Source organism: Mycobacterium cookii, assembly GCF_010727945.1.
Lineage (GTDB): Bacteria > Actinomycetota > Actinomycetes > Mycobacteriales > Mycobacteriaceae > Mycobacterium > Mycobacterium cookii.
In genome coordinates this window covers 4881502-4904984 of record NZ_AP022569.1, presented here as the reverse complement: position 1 = coordinate 4904984, position 23483 = coordinate 4881502, and the positions used below count along the sequence as shown (strand labels likewise).

The following is a 23483-nucleotide window of genomic DNA, read 5'->3' as shown; positions in this document are numbered from 1 at the left end:
AGCCCATGGACAGGCCCCCGTTCCGCTTCGCCGTGCAGGCGACCAACGCCGCCGGCGCACGCGAATGGCGCGACACCGTCCGCAAAGTCGAAGACTTCGGGTACTCAACGCTTTTCCTCGCAGACCACTATCTGGGACCCGGTCCGGCGCAGAAGCGTGCGCGCACACCCCGGCAAGATCTCGCGCCGATCGCGGCGATGGCAGCTGCGGCGGCGGTGAGCGAGACGCTGCGCATCGGGTGCCGGGTCTTCTGCGTCGACTACCACGTGCCCGCGGTACTGGCCAAGGAAGCGGCGACCCTGGATCTGCTGTCGGACGGCCGACTGGAGATGGGCATCGGCGCGGGTTGGAGCGAAACCGAGTACAACGCAATGGGGCTCGAGTTCGACCGGCCCGGCCGTCGGATCACCAAGCTCGCCGAGGTGGTGTCGCTGATCAGAAAGCACTGCGAAGGGGAACAATTGGATTGTTCCGGCGACTTCGTGCATGTGCGCGGCTACGCGGGCCGTCCCCGCCCGGTGCAACACCCGCATCCACCGATCATGATCGGCGGCGGCGGACCGCGGATGTTGACCTTCGCCGGACGCGAGGCCGACATCGTCAGCATGTCCAGCGTGCCGTTCGTCGCGCGTGACGCCGACGGGCGCGATCCGACGGCGGTCGCACAGCGCCGAATCAGGGTGGTGCAGGCCGCCGCCGGCGAGCGTTACGCCCGCCTCGACGTCGAGAGTTCGCCCTACTTCACGGCGATCACCGACGACCCCGAGCCCGCACTGGCCGCCGCCGCCAAGGCGACGGGAATCACCGCCGACGTGCTGCGCGACCATCCCAACGTATTGATCGGCTCGCTGGAAGCTGTTGCGGAGACACTGTATTCACGCCGAGGCTCGCTCGGCGTCAACTACGTCACGGTGCAGCAGGACCAGATCGAGACGTTCGCACCGCTGGTCGCGCGGTTAGCCGGCCGGTAACCCTTGACTATTGGGCGATCGCTCAAATAGTGTCAGCTCCACCATCACCACTGGGGAGACAGCTCAATGGCAAAGCGGACCAGATTCAGCGAGTACCAGAACAGCTACGCCAACTACAAGTTCGAGCTCACCGACGATGGAATCCTGTTCATGCAGTGCCACACCAACGGTGACAGCCTGGTGTGGAGCTGGAAGGCGCACGACGAGATGTCCGACGCATTCGCCGACATCGCCGGGGACCGCGAGATCAAGGTGCTCATCCACACCGGCACGGGTGAAAACTACAACGCCAACTGGGGACGCCTGCCCAACGGCGAACCGCCCGAGCACCCCATCTATCAGGCCATGCCAGACGACCGCGGGACGCACAAGCTAGACGAGAAGGCTTGGTACGCGCGCCATCTCATCTTTAACGTGCTCGACGTCGACGTGCCGATGATCAGCGCGGTCAACGGCCCGTGCAACATGCACTCCGAGGTGCCGATCATGGGCGACATCGTGCTGGCCTCAGAAGACGCCTACTTCCAGGACGCCTCGCACTTCCCCCGCGGGCAGGTGCCCGGCGACGGTCAGCACGTGATCTGGAGTGTGCTCGCCGGGCACAACCGCGCGCGCTACTTCCTACTCACGGGTCAAAAGCTCAGTGCGCAAGAAGCAAAGGAGTGGGGCGTGGTCAACGAGGTGCTGCCCAAGGACCGATTGCTCGACCGCGCCTGGGAGCACGCACGCGAGCTGATCAAGCGACCACCGCTGACACTGCGGTACACGCGGCAGCTGTTCACCAACCCGCTCAAGCGGGCCTTCGTCAACGAGCTCGGCCACGGCCTGGGCCGCGAGACCTACGCCCAGCGTGTGTTTTTCCCGTTCGGTGGCGAAATGGCACCGCTGGACCGGGCCTGGGACGACGAGCCTTGGAGTACCCCGCGTAACGGGGCGCCCGCACAGGAAGGAGCCCACTCGTGACCAGCATCCAGCAACGGCTGTCCACCGGGCGGGGGAAGTTCACCACCGACTACCCGGAATTGGGGACAGCTCCGGTCAACTACGAGGACTCCATTTCACCGGAGTTCTTCGCCGCCGAGCGCGAAGCGTTGTTCAAGCGAAACTGGTTGTGCGTCGGACGGATCGAGCGACTCCCCCGCAAGGGCTCGTATTTCACCCGCGACCTGCCCGGCCGGCTGGCCTCGATCGTGATCGCGCGCGACGTCGACGACACCGTGCATGCGTTCCACAACGTATGCGCCCACCGCGGCAACAAGGTTGTCTGGCAGGAACACCCGGGCGAAGAGTCATCGGGAAACTGCCGCGCGTTCGCCTGCAAATACCACGGCTGGCGATATGGGTTGGACGGCAAGGTCAACCACATCACCAACGAGGGTGAGTTCTTCAACCTGGACAAGAGCACGTTACGGATGCCGCCGGTGCACTGCGAAGTGTGGGCGGGCTTCATCTTCATCAACCTGGCCGACGATCCGGCACCGCTGCGCGAATTCCTCGGCGACGGCCTGCTGCCCATCGAGGGCTATCCCTTTGAGAAGATGACCCAGCATTACGGCTTCTCAACCCGGATCAACGGCAACTGGAAGCTGGCCGTCGACTCGGTGTGCGAGTGGTATCACCCGCCGTACGTGCACGGCCGGTTCATCGATCCGGACGTGTCGAAAGCCGAGATGATGGTGCCGCCGGTCGACTCCTACCACTATGAGTTGTTCCGGCCGCACATGCTGACCTCGGTTCCCGGGCCACCACCATTGCCACCCCGCGAACCCGGCACCGCCGGCCCCGCCCGCCAGGACCAGCGCTGGGTCTACAAGCTGTTCCGCGCAGGCCTTTTCGGCCCGGACGATGTGCCGGACTTGGACCTTTCGGGCCCGCGGTCAGATTTTCTCAACCGCGGCAACATCGCCTCGTGGGGCAACGACCAGTTCTGGTTGTTCCCGAACATCTCCATCCAGATCTGGGCCCGCGGCTACTACATCACCTACACGTATTGGCCAGAGACGGTCGACTCGCACATCTACGAGATCGACTTGTACTTTGTGCCGCCGGCAAACGCGGCCGATCGCCTCGCGCAGGAATTGGTGGTGGACAGCACCATCGAGTTCGCCATGCAAGACGTGAACACCATCGAGGCCACCCATTCGGCATTGAAGACCCGCGCGCAGAACACGTTCCACCTCAGCGATCAGGAGTTGCTGATTCGTCAGTTCCACACCGTGGTTCGCGACACCGTCGGCGCCTATCAGTCCGCAAAGGAGTCCTGATGTCAGATTCGACTCTGCCGCAGCCCTTCTCCGACCTCGAATCCTTCGTCTCGGACTGGGCTTTGCCGACGCGTGCGCAGCGCTACGAGGCAAGGCTGTCGAAGCCGTTCGACGAACTGGTCGCTTTTTACGACGCGGTGGCGCCGCGGGCCGAGGACGCGATCGCCTACCTCAACGGGCTCGACATCGACGACTTGCCGGACGACGCGACACGGCTGTTGCATTTGCTGTACTCGATGATTCTGGTCTCCTACGCCGTCAACGTGTTCAAGCAGAATCGGATCCCGGATTCCGGCGCTGCGTTCTTCGAGATGGTCGCCGAGCCCGCGGTGTGATAGGACCATGCAGGTGACCGCATCCGCGCGCCCGAAGGCCCGCGACTCCACCACGCGCGACATGCTGATCGCGGCGACGACTCAGATCATGGTCGAAGAGGGCTACGCCGCTGCCACCTCACGTCGCGTCGCGGCTCAGGCCGGCGTGAAACCGGCTCTCGTGCATTACTACTTCCCCACGATGGACGATCTGTATCTGGCGGTCTTCCGCATCGGCGCCACGGTTTATCTGGATCGGCAACAGAAGGCGCTGGCCTCCGACCGTCCGCTGCACGCGTTCTGGGAGACTCTGATCGCGCCCAAGGACACCCGACTGTTGCTGGAGTTCATGGGGCTTGCCAACCACCGCAAGGAGATCCGAGCGGAGATCGCCGCCTGGTCCGAGCGCTGGCGCGAACAGCAGATCACCGCACTGAACTTCATCGTCCGCGAACACGACATCGACACCGACGAATTCCCGCCCGCCGCACTGGCGGTCGTCATCGCCGCGATCGGCCGCACCCTTATTCTCGAACAAGGGCTCGGCACCGTCGGCGGTCACGACGAAGCGATCGCGCTGGTGCACCGAATGCTCGACCGGTTCGAGATGCCGCAACCGAAAGCGCGTCGGGGCGCCCAGTCGCGTTAAAGACGGCCGTCCCCACCGGTCACTCGCCTCCCCGCAGAGCAGAGAGTGTCTTTTTGCCCACCTCATAGCGACAAACGGGACGATCTTCCCGCGAAGCAGCGCGTCGTGCAATGGTTGTCGCTGGGAGGCGGGCAGAAAGCCCATACCGGAGGATCCGTGGCGCGTGGGATCTTGGAACCACGCTCCCCTAAGGCAAGGTGATTCGCAACCGCTCCCAGCCACGGACGGTGGACGTCGACGCGAGTTGCGCTGTGTCGTAGTCGATTCCCCACTCTGGCCAGCGGTTGAGAATCTCGTCCAGCGCGACGCGGCCTTCCAGCCGGGCGAGGTTGGCGCCGAGGCAATAGTGCACGCCCTTGCCGAAAGTGATGTGCGAGATGTTGTCGCGGTGGATGTTGAAGCTGTCCGGGTCGGTGTAGCGCCGCGGGTCGCGGTTGGCCGCGCCGAACAACAGCAACATGGCGCTGCCCGCCGGGACCGTCGTGCCGTAACACTCGAAATCCTTTGCCATCCAACGGGCGACGTGCGGCCCAGTGGGCTCGAAGCGCAGAGTCTCGTCGACCGTCCGATTCAGCAGCGATCGATCCTGCTCGATCTCACACCGCTGGTCGGGGTGCTCGGCGAGAACCTTCGCCAGCCAGCCGATCAGCCGGCCCGTCGTCTCGTTGCCCGCGCCGGCAACCACCTGGGTGTAGTGCAGCACCTCTTTACGGGTCAGCTTGCGGTGCACGCCGTTCTCGTCGTCGAACTCGACGTTGAGCAGCGTCGTCATCAAGTCGTCGGACGGGTTCTTGGACCGCCATTCGACGTAGTCCGCGTAGATCCGGCCGTCGGCAATGGAGTCGGCGTTGGCGATCTTGAGCGGTGCGCCTGGTTTGGTGCGCAGGTTGGCGTCGTTGGCGTCGCGAACCGAGATCTGTTCGGACTCTGGTATTCCCAGCAGCATGCCGATCACCCGCATCGGCATCATCGACGCGAGTTCGGCGATGATGTCGAATCCGTCGGACCCAACCAGTGGGTCGAGGCATCCGACGCAGTAGGCCCGAATTTGATCTTCGATCTCGGCCATCCGGCGGGGGGTGAAGACCCGTGACATCAGGCCGCGCAGCATCGAATGCTCAGGTGGGTCCTGGAACATCATCACGCCGCGCGGCATGTCGAATTCCGACTTCACCAACTCGAGAATGTCGCTGCGACGACTGGAGAAGGTCTGCCAGTTCGCCAGCGCCTGCTCGACATCGGAATGCCTTGATATCGCCCAGAAGTCGTACTTCTTGTTGTAGTAGATCGGCGATTCCTCGCGCAGCCGCGCATAGGTCGGATACGGGTCATTGTTGATCCCCGTGTCGTAGGGGTCGTAGTAGACGTCGGTCTCGTGTGCCTCATCAACAGTGGTCATCGATACCGTCCTTCGTGCCGTCCATCCGGCCCATCGGGAAACCTCCGCAGACAAACATTGGGCGATCGCCCAATTCCGGGCGCAAGCCATGTCTAGCAGCCCCGTGCGGAGCTCGTCAAGGGTCGGCGTCGCCGCTGGTTATGGATTGGCTTTCGTCGCATGAACGACGTTGCACGGCAGGTTGATGAGGCCGTCGTCGAGCAGCGGCACGATGGTGGCCATTCGTTCGCCCAGCTGGCGCATCTGCCCGGCGAGCCCGGGTGGCAGATGCTCCAGCAGGGTCTCTGGCAGCTTGCCGAAGCTGCCGGTGAAACCTGCCGCGTTGCACACAAATGTGGCCGGCCCCAGAAAGTCGATGTGCCACCCGGTGCTTTGCAAAGTGTCCAGGTAAATCGCGTTGTCGCCGAGTCCGCAGCCGGCGTCGAGCACCTGCCCGGTGATTGCACCGAGCGCTTCGAGTTCCATGAGCCGCGGCTGAGCCTGCCGGATGTCCCACGGGATGGCCGTCGGCGCGGGCGCACCCGGAAACGCAGGCCCTCCGCGGTAGAGGCTTTCATACGACCCGGAGTAGTGGCGAAAGGCTTCCGGCGCGGGATGAGTCATGGTGTGACGGTCTAGCTCAGCGCGTATGGAGAGCGGCGCCCGCGACCGAATGATGCCCAAAGGCGACGATGGTGGTGACAAACGACCCTATAGCCCGATTTTGCCGTCTCTAGGCTCGAAGCAAGACATTCACGGAGGCTCACGACGATGCATCCCAGCGGTCCCCCCACGCACACTGCGACGCCATCGACCATGCATGTCTCGATCAGCGAGAGTGCGGGGCGCACCCACACCAGAGTCGAGTTGGCTTGGGCCGGAAGGAATCTGGCTGAGACCGGGGTCGCCTATCGGCACCCGTCCGATTACCTCAATGACCATGCCCGCCAGGAAATGGCAACTGCGCGTGCGCTATCGGACCTTGCAGACCAGCTGGCGGCACACGCCGCAATCTCGCGAGGCGCCGCCCGCCTGACGGTCGTGCGCTGAGTCCGTTGCCTGCTGGGACTTTGGTCCATTCGTCGGGGCCATCGGCCCTCGTCGACTGTGACGTGAGGCCCTCTTCTAGGCGGTCACAATCACGAAACATTGAGGTCACGGTTACTGACTGCAAAAGGAGGACGCGATGGACACGCCCACGCGCCGGACCTCACTTCACATCTGGGCCATCACAATGTCTGTCGTGTCAGGCGCCTGCGCGCTGGTGGCACTGACCGCCGGCTCACCGCTGGAGTTCGGTATCGCGGTGGCGTTTTGCGCCGCATGGCTGATCGCTGCCGACTTCATCGAATCCGGCGTCGAGCGTGATCGCGAGCGCGCCGCCCGCAAACATGCGACGCCGCCCGCGCACCGAACGCCCACCTATAACCCATCGCACGTCATCTTCGCCCCCGAAGCGGCCCAACGACGCCCCCGGCCCTCGGCGGAGCTGCAGCGGCTTTTCTAGCGCTCGAGCAAACACGGCCGGGTTGTAGCTCGTCGCGAATCGGGTACCCACTGTCGCTGCGCAAATAAGATGCAGTGAGGCGTTGGTTCGACGGGAGCAGGAGCTGAATATGACAAGACATCGGAACATCGCGGTGCGGCGCGCAATGTCGATCGGCTCCATTGCGGCAATGTCGCTGCCGCTCATGCTCTTTGCGGGCGCGGGCACTGCGTCGGCAACCGAGCCGACATATTTCTACAACAGCGACAACAGCATGCAAGTCATCTACGGCGGTGGCGGCGGCGCCATATTCGCAACGGTCGTCGACAGCCGAAACCCCGAAGGTGTGACCGAGTTCTGCCAATACCACGCAGTGGGAGTTCAGGGCACCCCGGCATTTCCCTACAATCGCCAGACGACTGTCACTGGGCCGAATCCGTCGGCGCCGATCACGATCATCTTCCAGCAGATCGGCGGGCACTATGCCGTCGACGTGACTTGCCAGGGCACCGGCAATTCGGCGGCCTTCTCGCCGGTCATCTATTGATCTGATAGACCGCTGATACCTGGGGAAAGTTGCCACGCGGCGCCTGACACAACATTAAAGTGCTGCTCGTGAGCACAAACCGGTCAGCCAGCAGCCGGGGTCGCTGGCTGGCGTTCGGTGGCGCGCTGGTCGTGTCGGCCGGCATGCTCTACGCCCAGGGCACCGAGCCACACTGCTGCGTCAAGAAGGTCGCGGCCACCGCGCCGATCGCTGCGCCCGCACCGAGCCCGCAACCCGCGCCTGCCGCCGTGCCGGTCGCGGGACCGCCACGGATTGCCAGTGCCGCCGAGGTGCAATCGTTGGCCGCCGACGCACCCGCCGCCGCCCAAAGCTTCCAATTCGCACTCCCCACCGGTGTCGCGCCGGAAAGTGGTCTGCAGGTCAAGACCATCTGGGCAGCCCGTGCCATCAGCCTGTTGTTCCCCCAGATCGCCACGATCGGCGGGTATCGCCAGGACGCGTTGCGGTGGCATCCCAGCGGGTTGGCGATCGACGTGATGATCCCGGACCACACCAGCCCTGAAGGCATCGAACTCGGCGATCAGATCGCCGGATACGCCCTGGCGAACGCCAAACGGTGGGGTATCGACCATGTGATCTGGCGGCAGAAGATCTATCCCGGAATCGGCAAGCCGAGTTGGACGGCCAACATGGGCAACGAAACCGCCAATCACTACGACCATGTCCACATAGCCACCGACGGCGGCGGCTATCCGACCGGTCACGAGATCTACTACATCGGATCGATGACGCCGACGCCGCCGGCCTGATTGCGCCGAGTCGCTAAACTGGCGCAACACCCAGAGCAACGGAGAAATATGAAACGCCCGGTCTTCACCATGATTCCTGCGGCCACCTTCGCCATCCCGGCTGCGGCGATGATCCTGGCCGCACCTTTCGCTCACGCGCAGACAGACATCGAGGACAAGTGCAAGAGTTCCGGTGGTCAGTACTCGCAGAGCCAGGTGAGCGCGCATTTCGGGCAAGACCCGCAGTTACAGGAGACGTGCTGCACCGGCAACAAGTGCACGACCTGGACCAACGGAGTACAAGGCCCCACCTACGGCGGCTGAGCCGGTAAAGGGAGATTCGCCGTGGGGCGGGTCGACGGCAAGGTCGCGCTAATCACCGGCGGTGCCCGCGGGATGGGCGCCGAACATGCGCGCCTGCTGGTCAGCCAAGGGGCCAAGGTAGTGATCGGCGACGTACTCGACGACGAAGGTCGCGCGGTCGCGGAGCAAATCGGCGACGACGCACATTACCTGCGTCTCGACGTGACCCAGCCCGAGCAGTGGACCTCGGCCGTCGCCGAAACGGTGCGGCGGTACGGGCATCTCAACGTCCTGGTCAACAATGCCGGCGTCGCGGGCCGCAAGACCGTGCGCAAATTCGAACTCGAACGCTGGCGCCACACCCTCGACGTCAATCTGACCGGCACCTTCCTTGGCACCCAGGCCGTGGTGGACGAGATGATCCGGTCCGGCGGAGGCTCGATCATCAACATCTCGTCGATCGAAGGGCTGCGGGGCGCCCCGTTCGCGCACGCCTACGTAGCCTCCAAATGGGCAGTACGTTGGACTGACCAAGTCGACAGCCATCGAACTGGGGCGTTACAACATCCGGGTCAACTCGGTGCACCCCGGATTGGTACGCACACCCATGACGGCTCATTTTCCCGACGACATCGTCGCCGCACCGCTCGGCCGGCCCGCGGAGCCGATCGAGGTGTCCAATCTCGTGCTCTATTTGGCCAGCGACGAATCCTCATATTCGACGGGCTCGGAGTTCGTCGTCGACGGCGGAGTCACCGCGGACACCCCCCGCAAAGATCTGACGTCCTAGCAACCGTCGCGGAGTTGTTCGCCCCGGATGCGGAAAGTGTCACGGCGTGCGTGAATTGTGGCACGCCGCGACGGCGCGGTTTCGCCAAGCAAAGGGGTAGCCGTGTCCACGCCCGACGACATCTTCAAACTCGCCAAAGACGAGCACATCGAGTACGTCGATGTCCGCTTCTGCGATCTGCCGGGCACAATGCAGCACTTCACCATTCCGATTTATGCCTTCGACGAGACCGTGTTCGAGGAAGGTCTGGCATTCGACGGCTCATCGATTCGCGGATTCCAGTCGATCCACGAATCCGACATGCTGCTGCTTCCCGATCCGGAAACCGCGACCATCGACCCGTTCCGCACTGCCAAAACGCTGATCGTGAATTTCTCCGTGCACGACCCCTTCACCCTCGAGTTGTACTCTCGCGATCCGCGCAATGTTGCCCGCAAAGCAGAGAATTACCTGATCAGCTCTGGCATCGCCGACACCGCTTATTTCGGCCCAGAAGCCGAGTTCTACATTTTCGATTCGGTCAGCTTCGACTCGCGCACCAATGAATCGTTCTACAAAGTGGACGCGACATCTGGGTGGTGGAACACCGGAGCGGAAACCGAGCCGGACGGCAGCCCCAACCTGGGCCACAAAGTCCGCCCGAAGGGCGGGTATTTCCCGGTAGCCCCCGCCGACCACTACGTCGACCTGCGTGACGTCATGCTCACCCACCTGACCAACGCGGGCTTCTGTCTGGAGAAAGGCCACCACGAGGTGGGCAGTGGCGGTCAGGCCGAGATCAACTACAAGTTCAACACGCTGCTGCACGCGGCCGACGACCACCAGATGTTCAAGTACATCGTCAAGCAGACCGCATGGCAGGCCGGCAAGTCCGTCACGTTCATGCCCAAACCGCTGTTCGGCGACAACGGCTCCGGCATGCACTCGCACCAATCACTATGGAAGGACGGCGTCCCGCTGTTCTACGACGCTGCGGGGTACGCCGGTCTGTCGGACATGGCGCGGCACTACATCGGCGGGCTGCTCTATCACGCCCCGTCGCTGCTGGCCTTCACCAATCCCACGGTCAACTCCTACAAGCGCCTGGTGCCCGGCTATGAAGCACCGATCAACCTGGTCTACAGCCAGCGCAATCGCTCGGCCTGCGTTCGCATCCCGATCACCGGCAACAACCCCAAGGCCAAGCGACTCGAATTCCGATGTCCCGACGCGTCGGGCAACCCCTACCTGTCATTCGCGGCGATGATGATGGCCGGCCTGGACGGCATCAAAAACAAGATCGAGCCGCCTCCCCCGATCGACAAAGACCTCTACGAGTTGCCGCCGGAAGAAGCCGCCGACATTCCGCAGGCTCCGACCCAGCTGTCCGCGGTGATCGACCGGCTGGAGGAAGACCACCAATACCTCACCGAGGGAGGCGTTTTCACGCCCGACCTGATCGCGACGTGGATCAACTACAAACGCGATTACGAGCTTGCGCCGTACAACCTGCATCCCACGCCGTACGAATTCGCCCTGTACTACGACGTGTGACAGATCGAGCGCAAGGTGTCGCCAAGCAACGTCGTCGTCCCAAGGTCCGCAGAGCCATACGACGATCGAGATCAGCCGAATGTTCAGCGGTTTCACAGCTATTCGGTGGGCGCATCTGATGCTTTCGGGTTAGCGTTGAGCAACCGAATCGGCATGAGGAGGCTCGCCGTGTGCAACTACCAGGTGACTATTGAGTTCGATGACGGCGCGCGCGCGATCACGCAGTACTCGTCACCCAGTGAAGTGCGAACCAAATTGGCCGAAGTCATACGAGATTTGACGGACGAAAACGGCATCGAGCACTTCCGAAGTGTGACTGTCACGCAGGCGGTCGGCACAGAAGCGGCCTGAGTTCCAGCCCACCGCTCTCACTCGACGGGATCGGGCGCCCACCGCGGCCGACGCGCCTCCGGGCGCTGTGTGCCGCGCGCGGCCGCGAGCGCCAACGCGCTATCACCGTTGATCGCGGTGATCGGCGGCGGCTGACCCTTACGCAATGTCGCGATCAGCTCGCGATACGGGCCGATCAGATAAACCGTGTCGCCGGCGCGCAACTGGGAATTGCGTCGTGGCCGCAGGCTCACCGCACCCTCCGGGCGAGTGATCGCGATGACGCGGGTTTGCGTCGACATGTCGACCATCTTCAGCCCGTCGAGCTCACTGCCCTCGGCCACCAACATCGCGCCGACCATGAAGGAGCGCTGACCGACCCAGAACGTGCCCAGCACCTTCAGGCCCATCGCGGCGCCGATGAACCACGGCGCCGCCAAATCGACGATAGAGCGCACGTTTTCGAAGCCGAACTGCTGACTGACCGCGGCGCTGAGCGCACGCCCTTGAACACGCATCACGATCGGTTGCTTGGTATCGGGCCCGAGGATCTCCAGCAACACGATGCCGGTTCGGATGTTCTCCATGTCGTCCTGGGTCATGACGGCGATTCCGCGGCAGTGATCGACGCGCGCGGATTGCAGCGTCTGGTGCATCGTCGAGTCTCCGAAGATCACCGGCACGTCGAGGTCGGCCAGGGTGGAAAGGAATCGGTTGTTTTCGTCTTGCTCGATGACAACCACGTCGTACCCATTCGCGGTCAGTTCTCTGACGACCCGGATTCCGGTCGAACCCATCCCGACAACCACGATGTGGTCCCGCATCCGGCGCGCGCGCCTCAGGCCTGCGGTGTGGACGAAGCGGCGCGACAGCAGCAGGTCGGCGACGATCGCCACCAGTATCGCCGTGATCATCACACCGCCGAACATCAGCCCGATGGCAAATATCCGCAGCACCGAGGACTGCGCTGCGAAACTGAAATCGCCGAAGCCGACACTGGTGATGGTCTCGGAGGTGAAGTACAGGGCGTCGAGCCACGACATCCGCGGATTCACATAGCTGAAACGCACCATCGCCGTCGCCCCGAACATCAGCACGAGGGTGAATATCAACGAGGGAAAGAGCAGTGGGTTGGCATCCTCCCGCATGGCGCGCACCGCGTCGATCGCGTGCCGCACCCTGGACTGGCTCGAGCGCGTCGCGGTCGACGGCGGCACGTTGATCCCCCGAGCTTCGAGTTCGTCCTTCACCCCGATCATCGAGGTCCAGTCGCCTGGAAAGACCTTCTGGTCGCGTCCCGGGCACGGCACGATGTCGCCGGGGACAGGTGCGTTCTTGCCGTGGACCACTGCAACGGGGGCCAGATCACCGTAGATCTCGCGCAGTGTGCCGGCTTTGCGAGCCTCGGATCCCCAGACGACGAATTCCATACCCGCCGTCTCGAACTGATGCGCATTGCGCGACAAGACCGCCTCGACGATCGATGGCGACGCAAGGTCGGCGACGTTCAAGATGGCACCGGGCCCGCTGACCGCGTCCACCGCACCGCGCAGCACGCTGTCGGCGATACGCGCGACCACGCGGACGTTCGGGCTGTATCTCCGTGCCAGCAGCGCGATCTCGAGGTTCACCGCATCGTTGGGTCCGGCGCAGACGACCGCCCGCGACCGATGCACTCCGGCTCCGAGCAGATCGGCGGCGGAGTTGATCCGGATGATCCGCGCGCCGGCGCCGCGCAACTCGTCGATGATCGTGTTCGCCAGCGCGTCGTCACCGCAGACGATGATCTCGCGGTGGAATTGGAAGACTTCGCCCATAGTTCGGGCACCACCTCCATTGGCACCAGCGGTTCATACTTGGTATGACTATCGGCCACAATGCCGCGCAGCGCCACCTGAGCAGAGAACCAACTATGATGTCCTGCAACCGGAGTCGCATATGCAACACGTTCGACTCGGGCTCGTCACGCGGGAGTAATAGACGACGAGTAGTTCACCTGCCAGTGCTTGATCCCATTCAGCCAGCCCGATCGCAACCTTTCCGGAGGGCCCAGCGCGGTGAGGTCGGGGGTCAGGTCGGCGATCGCGTTGAACATCACCCCGACGGTCATCCGGGCAAGGTTGGCCCCCAGGCAGTAGTGGGCGCCGGTGCCGCCGAAACTCAAGTGCGGATTGGGATCTCGCAGCACGTTGAAGGAGAACGGGTCGTCGAACACATCCTCGTCGAAGTTGGCCGACCGGTAGAACAACGCCAATCGCTCGCCCTGCCTGACGGTGACGCCGCCGACCTCGACATCGCGCACGGCGGTGCGCTGGAAAGCCGTGATCGGCGTCGCCCAGCGGATGATCTCGTCGACGGCGGTCACCGGGCGTCGCTCCTTGAACGTCTCCCACTGATCCGGGTTGTCGAGAAACGCCATCATGCCCTGGGTGATGGAGTTGCGGGTCGTCTCATTGCCCGCGATCGTCAACGTCACCATGAACAATCCGAACTCTTCATCGGAGAGCTTGTGGCCATCGATATCGGCCGTGATCAGCTGGGTGACGATGTCATCGCCAGGATGGTCGGCTTTGTGCGCGGCGAGTTGCATTCCGTAGAACATCAACTCACCGGCCGACGCCAGGGCTTCGGACCCGGCGAACTCGGGGTCTTCGTCGCCCACCATCTGGTTGGTCCAGTGAAAAAGCTTCGATCGGTCTTCGAAGGGAACGCCGAGCAGACCGGCGATCAATTGCAGCGGCAGTTCGCTGGCCACCTGCGCCACGAAGTCTCCGGTCCCGGCGCTGGATGCGTCCATCACGATGCGGCGGGCCCGGTCCGTCAGGTCTTGACGTAGGCGATCTACCGCGCGTGGCGTGAAACCCCGCGACACGATGTTGCGCATTCGGGTGTGCTGCGAACCATCCATGTTGATCATCGAGAACCGGCCGGCCTCGATCTGCCCGCGGGCCGTCTCCTCGTCGACGTAGCGCGGGACGATGCAGTTCTCGGCGCTGGAGAATACGTCGCTGCGCCGCGATACCTCCCGCACGTCGCGGTGCCGGCTCACCACCCAGTAGCCACCATCGCTGAATCCCCCGATTCCTGGAGGTTGCGCGTTCCACCACACGGGCGCTGCTCGCCGCAGCTCGCGTAGTTCCTCGGTCGGCAGCCGCACCGCATACACGTCCGGATCGGTGAAGTTGAACCCTTGCGGGAGTTGCGGTTTCGTCATTACCTGTCCCTAATGAAGCCACTGCTCGACGAGGTCAGCCCATCGCCGGGAGATGGTGGTTTCCGTCTCGTCACGTTGGCGGCGTTCGGACTCGACGACGCCTTTCGTCAGCTGCGCGACCTCGTCGAGTTGGTCGCGGTCCAGCCCGCATGCCAACAACGAGTCGAGGTCGCGCTGCAGGTCGATCTCGTCAGGCAGGTCAGAGCGCGACAGCAGCACCGCCGCATTCTCCTCGCCGACCCCGGAAAGCATCGCAACCAGATTGGGCTTGCTGACGGTCACAAAACTGTCACACCGGGCGGCGGATAGAGAGCGCAAGACCGTTGTCGCGCATGACAGTTCGACACTGCTCCGGGGTGTAGTCGAAGTTCTCCAAGTCCTTGACGTACGAGGCGGGATCGGCCAGGCCTTCGACGTGCGGGTAATCCGAACCCATGATGATCTGAGTCTCGCCGAGTAGTTTGAGCAGGCTGGCCAGTTCGTCTTCGTAAAACGGCGACACCCACACATGACGCTTGAAGCTCTCCCGCGGGTCTTCCTGATAGATCTGCGGAATCTGGCCGTAGGACTTGGTCAGCTTTTCGAAAAGGTGGAACACCCAGGTCGATCCACTCTCGATGCACGCCATCCTCAGATTCGGGAACCGCAAGAAAAGACCTTTGTGCAGATGATTGGCGAAAGTGTCCTGCAAGGCATCGCCGGAAAACAGACTCCGGAAGCCGAGGAGCGCCTGGAACGACATCATGTAGTCCGATTCGCCCCAGGCCGGCATGAACTTCGAGTAGTACGTCTCGCCCGAGTGGTAGCACACGGTAATCCCGGAATCGTTTGCCAGCTGCCAGAATTGGTCGAACATGGCGTCGCCGGGCGCACGCATGCCGACCTCCGTCGTGATCGGGCCGGGAATCATCACGATGAAACGCGCGTCGCGATCCAGTGCCCACTCGAGCTCCCGGACCGCCTCGTCCGGCTTGCACAAGGTGATGTAGGGCGCCGCGAAAATCCTTTCCTTGTAAGCGAATCCCCAGTCGTCGTCCATCCAGCGATTGAACGCCCGGAACGTCGCGACCGTCGCGGCCAGGTCTGGCAGCAGCGCCTGTTCCATTCCCACTCCGAGGGTGGGCAACAGGATGCAGCCCGCCATGCCCTGTTCGTCCATCAAAGCCAGTCGCGCGTCACGATCCCGATATGCCGACGGGATCGGCTCCAAGTCGCCGAACAGTGCGTTCAAATCCGCACCTCTGGGGTTCCGGCCGCGGAAGTACTCGTCGAGCGCACCGGGTTTGCCAACCGGGTCGAACGTCGGATTCGGGATGAACCTGTTGACCCTGCCGCCGACGAGAAGACGTTGTCTGCCGTCCAATTGAGCCCACTGGATCGCCCGCTTCTTGTACTGCGGATCGATATGTCGGGTGAACGCGTCGAGGGCTTCGTAATAGTGGTTGTCACAGTCGAAGAACTTGAAAGGAAGCTGTGTCGTCATCGTGGGTGCCCTTTCCTCAGCAATGATTCAGTTGCGCGGCAAGCCAAGGACCATCGACGCGATGACCGTCAGCTGGATTTCGGGGGTGCCGCCGCCGAGGAGTTCGGCGGGTGCGTCGAAATACGGTTGAACGACTGCCGGTTCGGACTTTTCCAGCATCGCGACACGACCGCTGAGGTCGAGCGTGGCGGTCCACGCGCGGCGTAGCAATGTGACCATCGCGTACTTCGCGATGCTGGACGTCGCGCCGGGTCCCTGCCCCTCGACGAGGCGCAGAGTTTCGCGCAGCACCAAGGCTTTGATCGCGGTGCTGTATGACTCGACATCGCCGAGCGCACGCAGCGCGGCGTCCTGTTCCGAGCCGGTTGTTCCGGCGATTTCCCTGAGCACGTTCGTCCGGTCGATCGTGACGTAATTGCCGATGGCCGTTCGCTCGACCGCCATCGTCGATACCGCCAGGCTCCAGCCGTCGTCGGGTTGACCGACGAGCATCTCGTCGGACACGAAGACATCGGTCAGAAACACCTCGTTGAACTCCCAGCGTCCGCTGGCCTGTTTGATCGGCGAGACCTCGACGCCCGGCGATGCCATGTCGATGAGGAAATAGCCGATGCCGCGGTGTTTCTTTGCCTCGGGGTCGGTCCGGGCCAGCAACGCGCCGAACTGAGCCCGGTCCGCCAGCGATGTCCAGATCTTGTGCCCGTTGATCAGCCACCCGCCGTCGACCTTGGTGGCCCGGGTGGACAGCGACGCCAAGTCCGAGCCGGCGCCGGGCTCGCTGAACAGCTGGCACCAGCGCTGTACGCCATGCACGACGGGCCAGGCGAATCGCTCACGTTGCAGGTCTGATCCACTGTTGAGAATCGTCGGGAGAATCCATTCCGCGATCCCGAGCGATGGCCGGACCAATCCGGGTCGCTTGTCGAACTCGTCGGCGATGATCACCTGCTGTACCGCCGAGGCGCCAACACCCCACGGCGCGGGCAGATTTGGCGCCACCAGCCCCCGCCGCGCCAGCAAGTCACGCTGCGGACCGGTGGCCAAGCCGGGCGTCCTGGGGTCGCCGGAATAGTGATGGTTGGACAACCCCAGCGCCTGGTCCAGTGTGTCGGCCACCCATGAGCGGAATTCGGCCTCGCCGTCGCCGAGATTGATTGCGGTGGAACGCTTCAGCGTGCATGCCAGCTCGCCTGCTTCGCGGGTCCAGCGGGTCATCGGACCCAGTGACGCCGCCAAACTGGTGGCACGCCGCCAGTACAGGTGGGTGTCGTGTTCCCAGGTGTAGCCGATCGCGCCGAACATCAGCATCGCGTCGAGCACCAGGTCCGGTGCCGCACCCACCGCCATCACCGCAGCCGAAGCCGCCGCGAGTCGATGTTGATCGATCGACTCTGTTTCGGCACGGACCGCGTCCCAGGCCGCCGACGCGGCCAGTTCGGAGTCGACCAGCAGGGTCGCTGCTTTGTGCTGCAGCGCCTGGAAAGAGCCGACGGGTCGACCGAATTGCTCGCGGGTGCGGATGTATTCGGTTGCGGCGTCAGCGCAGCGGCGGACCGCTCCGGCGGCTGCGCACGCAGCAAGGGCCACCACGACGCAGCGGGCCCGCTCGGTCGATATCCCGGAGATCTCCGCGCTGTCCGGCACGACGTGGTCAGTGAGCTCGAAGAACCCCACATCTGTGCACAAGTCGGTGCCTTGCTTTGATTCGACTTTCAGGCCCGCACCCGGCGCGGTCACGAACCATCGTTCATCCCCGACCGAGGTGCGAGCGGGCAGCAGAATACGTTGCGCCGCAGAGATTCCCAATACGGAGTCCGATACGCCATTGAGTCGCCACGAGTTTCCTTCGGATACGGCGCGAACGTCGCAGTGCTCAGGCAGCACGACGACCGCCGTTGCCCCCGCAGCCAGGTCGACCAGCAGCGGTTTGGCGGACGCGTCGCCAAGAGTCGCGACCGCGCTTGCCGTCACCGTACTCAGCAGCGGACCGGACAACAGCGCCGCGGCGGCCGCCTCGACCACACAGGCCGTGTCGGCCAGGGTGCCACCCTGGCCGCCGGCATGGCCCGGCAGGTGTACTGCGTGGAAGCCGTTGTCGACGAATTCCGGCCACCACGAGGGCAATTCGCCGGCGGCGATCGAGTCAAAGGCGGCACGAGTCTTATCGATGGGCGCATGTCGGGCAGCGAAACGCCTCACGGCGTCGACGAGTTGCTCCTGCTCGGCGGTGATCGCCAGCGTCATCGATTGTCAGCCTTCCAGCCCGAGGATGCGGGCGGCGTTGCCGTACAAGAACTTCGGCCAGACTTCGTCTTTCAGGGGGACCTTGGGCAGCTCGCTGAATATCCGCTCCAGGGAGAGGCCCATCGGGAAATAGCCGGCGTAGAGGATCTTGTCGGCGCCGCGGGAATTTGCGTAGTCGATGATGGCCTTCGGGTAGTACTTCGGCGCGAACGCCGACGTCGAGTAGTACAAGTTGGGCCACTTCAACATGAGTTTGACGGCGAGATCCTCCCACGGCTCGCAACCGTGTCGGGTGACGAAGACCAGGTCGGGGAAGTCGAACATCACGACATCGATTCGTGAGACTTCTTGCGGCGCAAAGGGAACACGCGGACCGGGAACGCCGGCGCAGACGAAGATCGGGATGCCCAGTTCGGCGCAGGTGGCGTAGATGGGGTACATCTTCGGGTCGTCGATGGGTACTTGCGGAAAGGTTCCGGCGGGGAACACCGACGTCGCGCGGATGCCGAACTGCTCGTACTCGCGGCGAATCGCATTCACCGAGCCCATGACGTCGTTGGGATCGACGAGCGCGCCGGAGGGCACGAAGCGGTCCGGGAACGTCTTGAGCGCCAGCTGCGCGGACTCCTCGCCGACCCCGATCATCGCCTTCTCGATGCCGAACCGGTCCATCTGCTGCAGCACCAGCGACACCGGGTCGTCGGTCGACAGTCCCTGCGGCACGTCTTTGAACATGTACTCGACCGGAAACTCGAAGTCCTCTTTGGATTCGCGGTCCTTGGTCTGCTTGCGGATGAAGTCGTATTGGGCGGAGCCCTCGTGCGGAAATCCGACCATCGTGTCGATCACCGGCAGACCCACCGGTCCGGGCATGAATCCTCCGATCGCGAGCACCATCGCTGTCGACCCATACTGAAACACGGTTCTACTTGTGTCAAGGCCTTGCGATCGCTCTAGCTGCGATAACAGAACGCTTACTGGACAGATGTCGTGCTGTGAGGCATCTTTGCGAGAAGAATGTTCTGTTCCGCCGGAAGGCCCGAGCCGGAGGTCGCGTCGTGAGCGTTCCCGTCGCGCGGCCCGAATCCGCCGTCGTTTCGCTCTCCGACATGACCAGCCGTCAGCTCGCCCGGCGGGCCACGATCATCGAAGCGGTGATCGAGTTGATCGCCGAGGTGGGCGCCGAGGCTGTGCAGATGCGCGACGTGTCCAAGCGCTCCGGAGTAGCGCTGGCCACCGTCTACCGATACTTCAACTCCAAGGACTATCTCCTGGCAGCGGCACTCGAGGACTGGCAGAAGCGTCTCACCCGCCGCATCCTCGCGTCGCGGGTGGGCCACGCCGGCCGGGATCCATTGCCCGGCATCCTGGACTACCTGGGTCGCGCGCAGCGTGCATTTCACCGCAGCCCTAACATGACCGCGCTGATGTTCCAGACGACGACGTCGACCGACGCCCAGGCCCGGGCAACGATCGACCAGATGAACCGCACAAACACCGAGATGTTCAACAGGCTGCTGGAAGGTGTTGCACCGGAGGATATTCCGAACATCACGTTCGGATTGAACGCCGCGCTGAGCAGTTCTCTTGCCGGGGTGCTGTCCGGGATGATGACGTTGGAGGAATCGCTGAGTCGCGTCGAGTGGGTCGCGCGCGTCCTGCTGGCGGACAGATAGCTGCACGGCTCCCGCGCACGTTCAAGCGCTGTCAGCGCCGATCGCGCAGTCACCGGTCATGGCCCCGGTGACCCGTCGAGGCGCTCTGCCGCGCGACCGTCGTTGACTCGCATGCGGATTCGGTCGGCGGTGAAGCCGATGCCGACCGCGACGGCCATGATCCCGAGCCCGAACAACCAGGGTGACACCGGCGCCCACGGGCCTTTGCCGACCGTGACGCTGTGGCGGGAGGTTCCGTTGTGGCGGGGATCGAGCACCGTGATGCGTTATATGCCCGCGGTCGGTACGTCGAACGCCGCGTAGGTATTCCACGACTCGTTATTGACAGTGGTCACCGCCGCATTTGTGTTCGAGTTCAGCGATAGCGGCGCACCACCACCCGCAGGCTGCGAGCTGACCTCGATACCACGCGGGATCCTTGCGCTGCGGCCTTTGCCGAAGTACCCGTGTTCTTGCACGTAAAGCCGGGCCGGTCCGGCCGGCAACGTCACCGTGATCTCGCCGGGGATTGGCACCTTGCTGTACGCGTCGTGGCCCGGAGCGAAGAAGCCGCCCGAGAGCACCCACGCCGACGCCAACGCGAATCCCACCAGCAACGGGATCCCCCAGCACAACACTCGACCAAGTCGGCCCATCGCATGAAGATATGTCAGCCGAATCGCTCGAGAGTGGCATGAAAAGCGTGTCGCTCAATTCACCCGGTTAGGCAGCCGCCGCAGGGCGAGCTCCTCTGACCAGACCGCCTGGCCGGTTGTCGGTGAGCTCGCCGTGGTCGACGATGGTCTGGCCGCGTACCAGCGTCTCGACGTAACCGTCGGACCGCTGGATGAGGCGGCCCGCACCGGCGGGCAAGTCCTCGACCAGCTCGGGATAGTGCAGTCCGAGATTTTCGAGGTCGATGAGGTTGATGTCGGCACGTCGGCCGGGGGCCAGGACACCGCGATCGCCGAGGCCGTAGAACGCAGCCGGATCACCGGTGAGTCGGTGCACCGCTGTCTCCAATGGGATCCGCGGACCGCGGGTCCGATCACGGACCCAGTAGGACATCAGATAGGTCGTCATGCTGGCGTCGCAGACGATGCCACAGTGGGCTCCGGCGTCGCCTAGCCCCTGCAGGCTCACCGGATCCGACATCATGTCGTGCAAGTGGTGATAGTCATTGCCGGCATAGTTCAGCAACGGGAACAGCAGGAACTCTCGGCCCTCGGCGCCGAGCAACGTGTCGTAGGTGACTTCCCACGGATCGCGGCACTCCCGTTCGGCAATCGCGGCGATACTGTTGTCGGCCGACGGCTCGTAATCCAGCAGGTCCCCTAGCGGATACACGCGTTTGAAGGTGTGCCGATTGAGCCGATCGGCCGACAGGCCGTCGCCGGCATCCGGTGGCTCAGCCAGAATCCGTGCCCTCAACTCCGGATCCCGCAGCAGCACAACGCGTTTCTCGAGTGGCAGGTCCATCAGCGCGCGGTAACTGGGTCGATGCCGGAACGGATTCATCCGCGACTGGTGTCCCATCAGCATTCCGAACGCGCGACTGGCTACCTGCGGTCGCACGTTGGCGCCCGCGGCGTTGGCGGTCCGTACGTCGGCGAACCAGCGTTGCCAGTCGTGCGGGTCCTGCTCGTTGACCATCGCCAAGAACGTCAGCGGTATGCCGAACTGCTGGCCCAGTCGACAGATCCACTCCACTTCGGCGTCGATGGAGTGCCGTTGGTCACCGCCCATCTCGCCGCCCACCCCGGCCGGAACCACCTGCAGGACACCGGTTCCCGCCTTGGCCATCGCCGCCATCAAGGCGGCGAGTTCGTCCTCCTCGGAGTACGTTCCCGGGACGGGCTGTCCGCTCGCGCTGCGATGTCCGGCGGTGCGCCCGAACGACATACCGAGCGCGCCGGCATGCAAACTGTCGGTGACGGCTCGGCTCATCGCGGCCAGATCGTCGGCGGTCGGGGCGTCCAGAGCCCGGTCGCCCATGACGTAGGCCCGCAACGCAGCCTGCGGAATCTGGGTGCCGACGTCGACCGCGCGCGGCATTCTCTCCAAGGCATCGAGGTACTCGCCGAAGGATTCCCACTGCCAGTTGATGCCCTCGGCCAATGCGCTGCCCGGGATGTCCTCGACGCCCTCCATCAATTCGATGAGGAAGTCGTGCCGGTCGTGGTGCACCGGCGCGAATCCGATGCCGCAGTTGCCCATGATCGCGGTGGTGACACCGTGCCAGGACGACGGCGTCAGGTGCGGATCCCAGGTCGCTTGTCCGTCAAAATGGGTGTGGATGTCGACGAATCCCGGTGTGACAGTGAGCCCGTCGGCGTCGATGGTGCGCCGGGCCCTGCCGTCGACCCGACCGACTTCGACGATCAGGCCGTCGTTCACGGCGACGTCGGCGGTGCGGGCCGGTGCTCCGGTTCCGTCCACGACCGTGCCGCCACGAATGAGCAAGTCGTAGCTCACGACATCCTCCTGGTCTTACCGGCGAAGCCCAGCGCGTGTTCGTAGGTGGCCAGGTTGTCGGCCGAGATCTTGGCATGCACGCGGCGTTCGAGAAGCGCGCGGAGCACCGGGTTGAAGACGTGATAAGTCTCGTGGAAGGTGAGGACCGTGGTGCCGTCCGGCTGCTCCTCGAGCTGGTGGTAACCCTCAGCGCGGGACCACAACGGCTTGCCGATCGCGACGTAACGCGAGATCTCGTTGACCTTGGCCTCGGTGATCACTTCCCACGACCTCGCCTTGCCGCCGGACAGTAGATAGCGGGGAACGTTGAAGACGCAGGTGCGTACCAGTCCCTTGCCGGCCTCGTCGCCCTCGAACAAGATCTCCATGCTGCCCGCCGGGTATTCGACGAGCCGGGGGACGGTCGCATCGGGAGGCGGCGGAGGGTGCAGGATGCGCCACACCCTGCGCGGGGGCGCGTCGACCGCGAATTGCACGGTGTAAGCACGCATCAGTTTGGCTCGATGTCCACGTCACTCCGTCCGAAACGCACCGCGTCGCGACGACCGTTCCAGGTTGGCTCGTCGTCGAGGCGCCCAGGGTGTATTTCGACGTTAAAGGCGCGAAGGATTTCTCGCTGAGTTTTGTCGTGGATGGTCCACGGACAGCTATTGCCGGTCCGCTGAACGTCTGTCCCGTCGAAGGGCCGCCCATGCCCCGGTGCACCACATCGCCCAGATCACCAACAGGGGCTGAAACATTAGCCTGATGCCGCGGGCAAGATCGGAATCGAGTCCGAAAGCGCTTGCGTGCGTGACGAATTGGGAGATGTTGCCGGGGAACACCAGAACGAAGAAGATCGCCGCGGCCCACCCGACCGACATCTGCCGCCGAGTCAGCAGGATTAAGGCCGCTCCAAGTGCGATTTCGACGACGCCGGAGGAGATGATCACGACATCGGCGTTGACCGGCAGCCAGGGCGGAACCTGAGCGCGAAACGCGGTTCGTCCGAAGCTCAGATGGCTGACACCGGTGAATATCAGGAAGGCACCCAGACCAACACGCGCCACGCGGCGCGGCCACGAGCGCGGTGGCGTCATGCCAACCGAGAGAAGCCGC

The 23483-nt window shown here is 63.8% G+C and carries 25 protein-coding genes and 2 pseudogenes; 14 read left to right on the top strand and 13 right to left on the bottom strand.

Features of this window, described 5'->3' with window-relative positions; genetic code table 11:
• Positions 1 to 5 precede the first annotated feature (5 nt).
• The 5 genes from G6N27_RS23070 to G6N27_RS23050 all read left to right on the top strand — a co-directional run bounded on the left by G6N27_RS23070 (position 6) and on the right by G6N27_RS23050 (position 4198).
• Positions 6 to 971, top strand: coding sequence for a TIGR03621 family F420-dependent LLM class oxidoreductase (locus G6N27_RS23070; RefSeq protein ID WP_163780467.1), 966 nt, complete (start codon positions 6 to 8; stop codon positions 969 to 971).
• Positions 972 to 1037: 66 nt separating this feature from the next.
• Positions 1038 to 1934 (top strand): enoyl-CoA hydratase/isomerase family protein, encoded by an 897-nt coding sequence (locus G6N27_RS23065; RefSeq protein ID WP_163780465.1) that lies wholly within the window; start codon positions 1038 to 1040, stop codon positions 1932 to 1934.
• A complete protein-coding gene (locus G6N27_RS23060) occupies positions 1931 to 3235 on the top strand; it encodes an aromatic ring-hydroxylating oxygenase subunit alpha (protein ID WP_163780463.1) in 1305 nt (434 codons plus the stop codon). The genes G6N27_RS23065 and G6N27_RS23060 overlap by 4 nt, the downstream gene beginning before the upstream one ends.
• The gene (locus G6N27_RS23055) at positions 3235 to 3570 is read left to right on the top strand and encodes a hypothetical protein (protein ID WP_163780461.1); all 336 of its coding nucleotides are present in this window, start codon (positions 3235 to 3237) and stop codon (positions 3568 to 3570) included. Before G6N27_RS23060 ends, G6N27_RS23055 begins: the two co-directional genes overlap by 1 nt.
• A gap of 61 nt (positions 3571 to 3631) precedes the next feature.
• A complete protein-coding gene (locus G6N27_RS23050; RefSeq protein WP_163782222.1) occupies positions 3632 to 4198 on the top strand; it encodes a TetR/AcrR family transcriptional regulator in 567 nt (188 codons plus the stop codon).
• Positions 4199 to 4385: 187 nt separating this feature from the next.
• Here G6N27_RS23050 and G6N27_RS23045 read toward each other — a convergent pair whose 3' ends face one another.
• Both G6N27_RS23045 and G6N27_RS25450 read right to left on the bottom strand, forming a co-directional pair.
• On the bottom strand, positions 4386 to 5597 hold the full coding sequence (locus G6N27_RS23045; RefSeq protein WP_163780458.1) for a cytochrome P450: 1212 nt from the start codon (positions 5595 to 5597) through the stop codon (positions 4386 to 4388).
• A 384-nt stretch (positions 5598 to 5981) separates the two neighbouring features.
• A pseudogene (locus G6N27_RS25450) lies at positions 5982 to 6200 on the bottom strand (class I SAM-dependent methyltransferase); the annotation flags it as partial.
• 147 nt (positions 6201 to 6347) lie between these two features.
• Here G6N27_RS25450 and G6N27_RS25760 point away from each other — a divergent pair.
• The 8 genes and pseudogenes from G6N27_RS25760 to G6N27_RS23000 all read left to right on the top strand — a co-directional run bounded on the left by G6N27_RS25760 (position 6348) and on the right by G6N27_RS23000 (position 11335).
• Positions 6348 to 6626, top strand: a complete 279-nt coding sequence (locus G6N27_RS25760) for a dsRBD fold-containing protein (RefSeq protein ID WP_163780454.1) — start codon at positions 6348 to 6350, stop codon at positions 6624 to 6626.
• A 193-nt stretch (positions 6627 to 6819) separates the two neighbouring features.
• Positions 6820 to 7083, top strand: coding sequence for a hypothetical protein (locus G6N27_RS23030; RefSeq protein WP_163780452.1), 264 nt, complete (start codon positions 6820 to 6822; stop codon positions 7081 to 7083).
• Positions 7084 to 7192: 109 nt separating this feature from the next.
• Positions 7193 to 7609 carry a hypothetical protein gene (locus tag G6N27_RS23025; RefSeq protein ID WP_163780450.1) on the top strand — a complete coding sequence of 139 codons (417 nt, stop codon included), beginning with the start codon at positions 7193 to 7195 and terminating at the stop codon, positions 7607 to 7609.
• A gap of 68 nt (positions 7610 to 7677) precedes the next feature.
• Entirely contained in the window at positions 7678 to 8379 is a 702-nt protein-coding gene (locus G6N27_RS23020) for a glycoside hydrolase (RefSeq protein WP_372512953.1), read from the top strand.
• Positions 8380 to 8427: 48 nt separating this feature from the next.
• The gene (locus G6N27_RS23015) at positions 8428 to 8682 is read left to right on the top strand and encodes a hypothetical protein (RefSeq protein ID WP_163780446.1); all 255 of its coding nucleotides are present in this window, start codon (positions 8428 to 8430) and stop codon (positions 8680 to 8682) included.
• Positions 8683 to 8703: 21 nt separating this feature from the next.
• Positions 8704 to 9451, top strand: a pseudogene (locus G6N27_RS23010) (glucose 1-dehydrogenase).
• A 102-nt stretch (positions 9452 to 9553) separates the two neighbouring features.
• Positions 9554 to 10984 (top strand): type I glutamate--ammonia ligase, encoded by a 1431-nt coding sequence (glnA, locus tag G6N27_RS23005; RefSeq protein WP_372512954.1) that lies wholly within the window; start codon positions 9554 to 9556, stop codon positions 10982 to 10984.
• Between the two features lie 168 nt (positions 10985 to 11152).
• On the top strand, positions 11153 to 11335 hold the full coding sequence (locus tag G6N27_RS23000) for a hypothetical protein (RefSeq protein WP_163780442.1): 183 nt from the start codon (positions 11153 to 11155) through the stop codon (positions 11333 to 11335).
• Between the two features lie 17 nt (positions 11336 to 11352).
• Here the strand turns inward: G6N27_RS23000 and G6N27_RS22995 are convergent, their stop codons facing one another.
• The 6 genes from G6N27_RS22995 to G6N27_RS22970 all read right to left on the bottom strand — a co-directional run bounded on the left by G6N27_RS22995 (position 11353) and on the right by G6N27_RS22970 (position 19128).
• Positions 11353 to 13131 (bottom strand): NAD-binding protein, encoded by a 1779-nt coding sequence (locus G6N27_RS22995; RefSeq protein ID WP_163780440.1) that lies wholly within the window; start codon positions 13129 to 13131, stop codon positions 11353 to 11355.
• Positions 13132 to 13277: 146 nt separating this feature from the next.
• Positions 13278 to 14528: a cytochrome P450 gene (locus G6N27_RS22990; protein ID WP_163780438.1), complete on the bottom strand. Its 1251-nt coding sequence runs from the start codon at positions 14526 to 14528 to the stop codon at positions 13278 to 13280.
• Between the two features lie 9 nt (positions 14529 to 14537).
• Positions 14538 to 14810 (bottom strand): hypothetical protein, encoded by a 273-nt coding sequence (locus tag G6N27_RS22985; protein WP_163780436.1) that lies wholly within the window; start codon positions 14808 to 14810, stop codon positions 14538 to 14540.
• 7 nt (positions 14811 to 14817) lie between these two features.
• Positions 14818 to 16011: an amidohydrolase family protein gene (locus G6N27_RS22980; protein ID WP_163780434.1), complete on the bottom strand. Its 1194-nt coding sequence runs from the start codon at positions 16009 to 16011 to the stop codon at positions 14818 to 14820.
• Positions 16012 to 16038: 27 nt separating this feature from the next.
• On the bottom strand, positions 16039 to 18255 hold the full coding sequence (locus G6N27_RS22975; protein ID WP_163780432.1) for an acyl-CoA dehydrogenase: 2217 nt from the start codon (positions 18253 to 18255) through the stop codon (positions 16039 to 16041).
• A 6-nt stretch (positions 18256 to 18261) separates the two neighbouring features.
• Entirely contained in the window at positions 18262 to 19128 is an 867-nt protein-coding gene (locus tag G6N27_RS22970) for an amidohydrolase family protein (RefSeq protein WP_163780430.1), read from the bottom strand.
• Between the two features lie 185 nt (positions 19129 to 19313).
• Here G6N27_RS22970 and G6N27_RS22965 point away from each other — a divergent pair, with 185 nt between their 5' ends.
• Entirely contained in the window at positions 19314 to 19931 is a 618-nt protein-coding gene (locus G6N27_RS22965) for a TetR family transcriptional regulator (protein ID WP_232064762.1), read from the top strand.
• A gap of 56 nt (positions 19932 to 19987) precedes the next feature.
• Here the strand turns inward: G6N27_RS22965 and G6N27_RS22960 are convergent, their stop codons facing one another.
• The 5 genes from G6N27_RS22960 to G6N27_RS22940 form a co-directional block, all read right to left on the bottom strand.
• Positions 19988 to 20188, bottom strand: coding sequence for a hypothetical protein (locus G6N27_RS22960; RefSeq protein WP_163780428.1), 201 nt, complete (start codon positions 20186 to 20188; stop codon positions 19988 to 19990).
• A gap of 9 nt (positions 20189 to 20197) precedes the next feature.
• The gene (locus tag G6N27_RS22955; RefSeq protein WP_163780426.1) at positions 20198 to 20566 is read right to left on the bottom strand and encodes a hypothetical protein; all 369 of its coding nucleotides are present in this window, start codon (positions 20564 to 20566) and stop codon (positions 20198 to 20200) included.
• 67 nt (positions 20567 to 20633) lie between these two features.
• The gene (locus G6N27_RS22950; RefSeq protein ID WP_163780424.1) at positions 20634 to 22385 is read right to left on the bottom strand and encodes an N-acyl-D-amino-acid deacylase family protein; all 1752 of its coding nucleotides are present in this window, start codon (positions 22383 to 22385) and stop codon (positions 20634 to 20636) included.
• Positions 22382 to 22876, bottom strand: coding sequence for an SRPBCC family protein (locus G6N27_RS22945; protein WP_163780422.1), 495 nt, complete (start codon positions 22874 to 22876; stop codon positions 22382 to 22384). The genes G6N27_RS22950 and G6N27_RS22945 overlap by 4 nt, the downstream gene beginning before the upstream one ends.
• 156 nt (positions 22877 to 23032) lie before the next feature.
• Positions 23033 to 23464, bottom strand: coding sequence for a DoxX family protein (locus tag G6N27_RS22940; protein WP_163780420.1), 432 nt, complete (start codon positions 23462 to 23464; stop codon positions 23033 to 23035).
• Between the last annotated feature and the right edge of the window lie 19 nt (positions 23465 to 23483).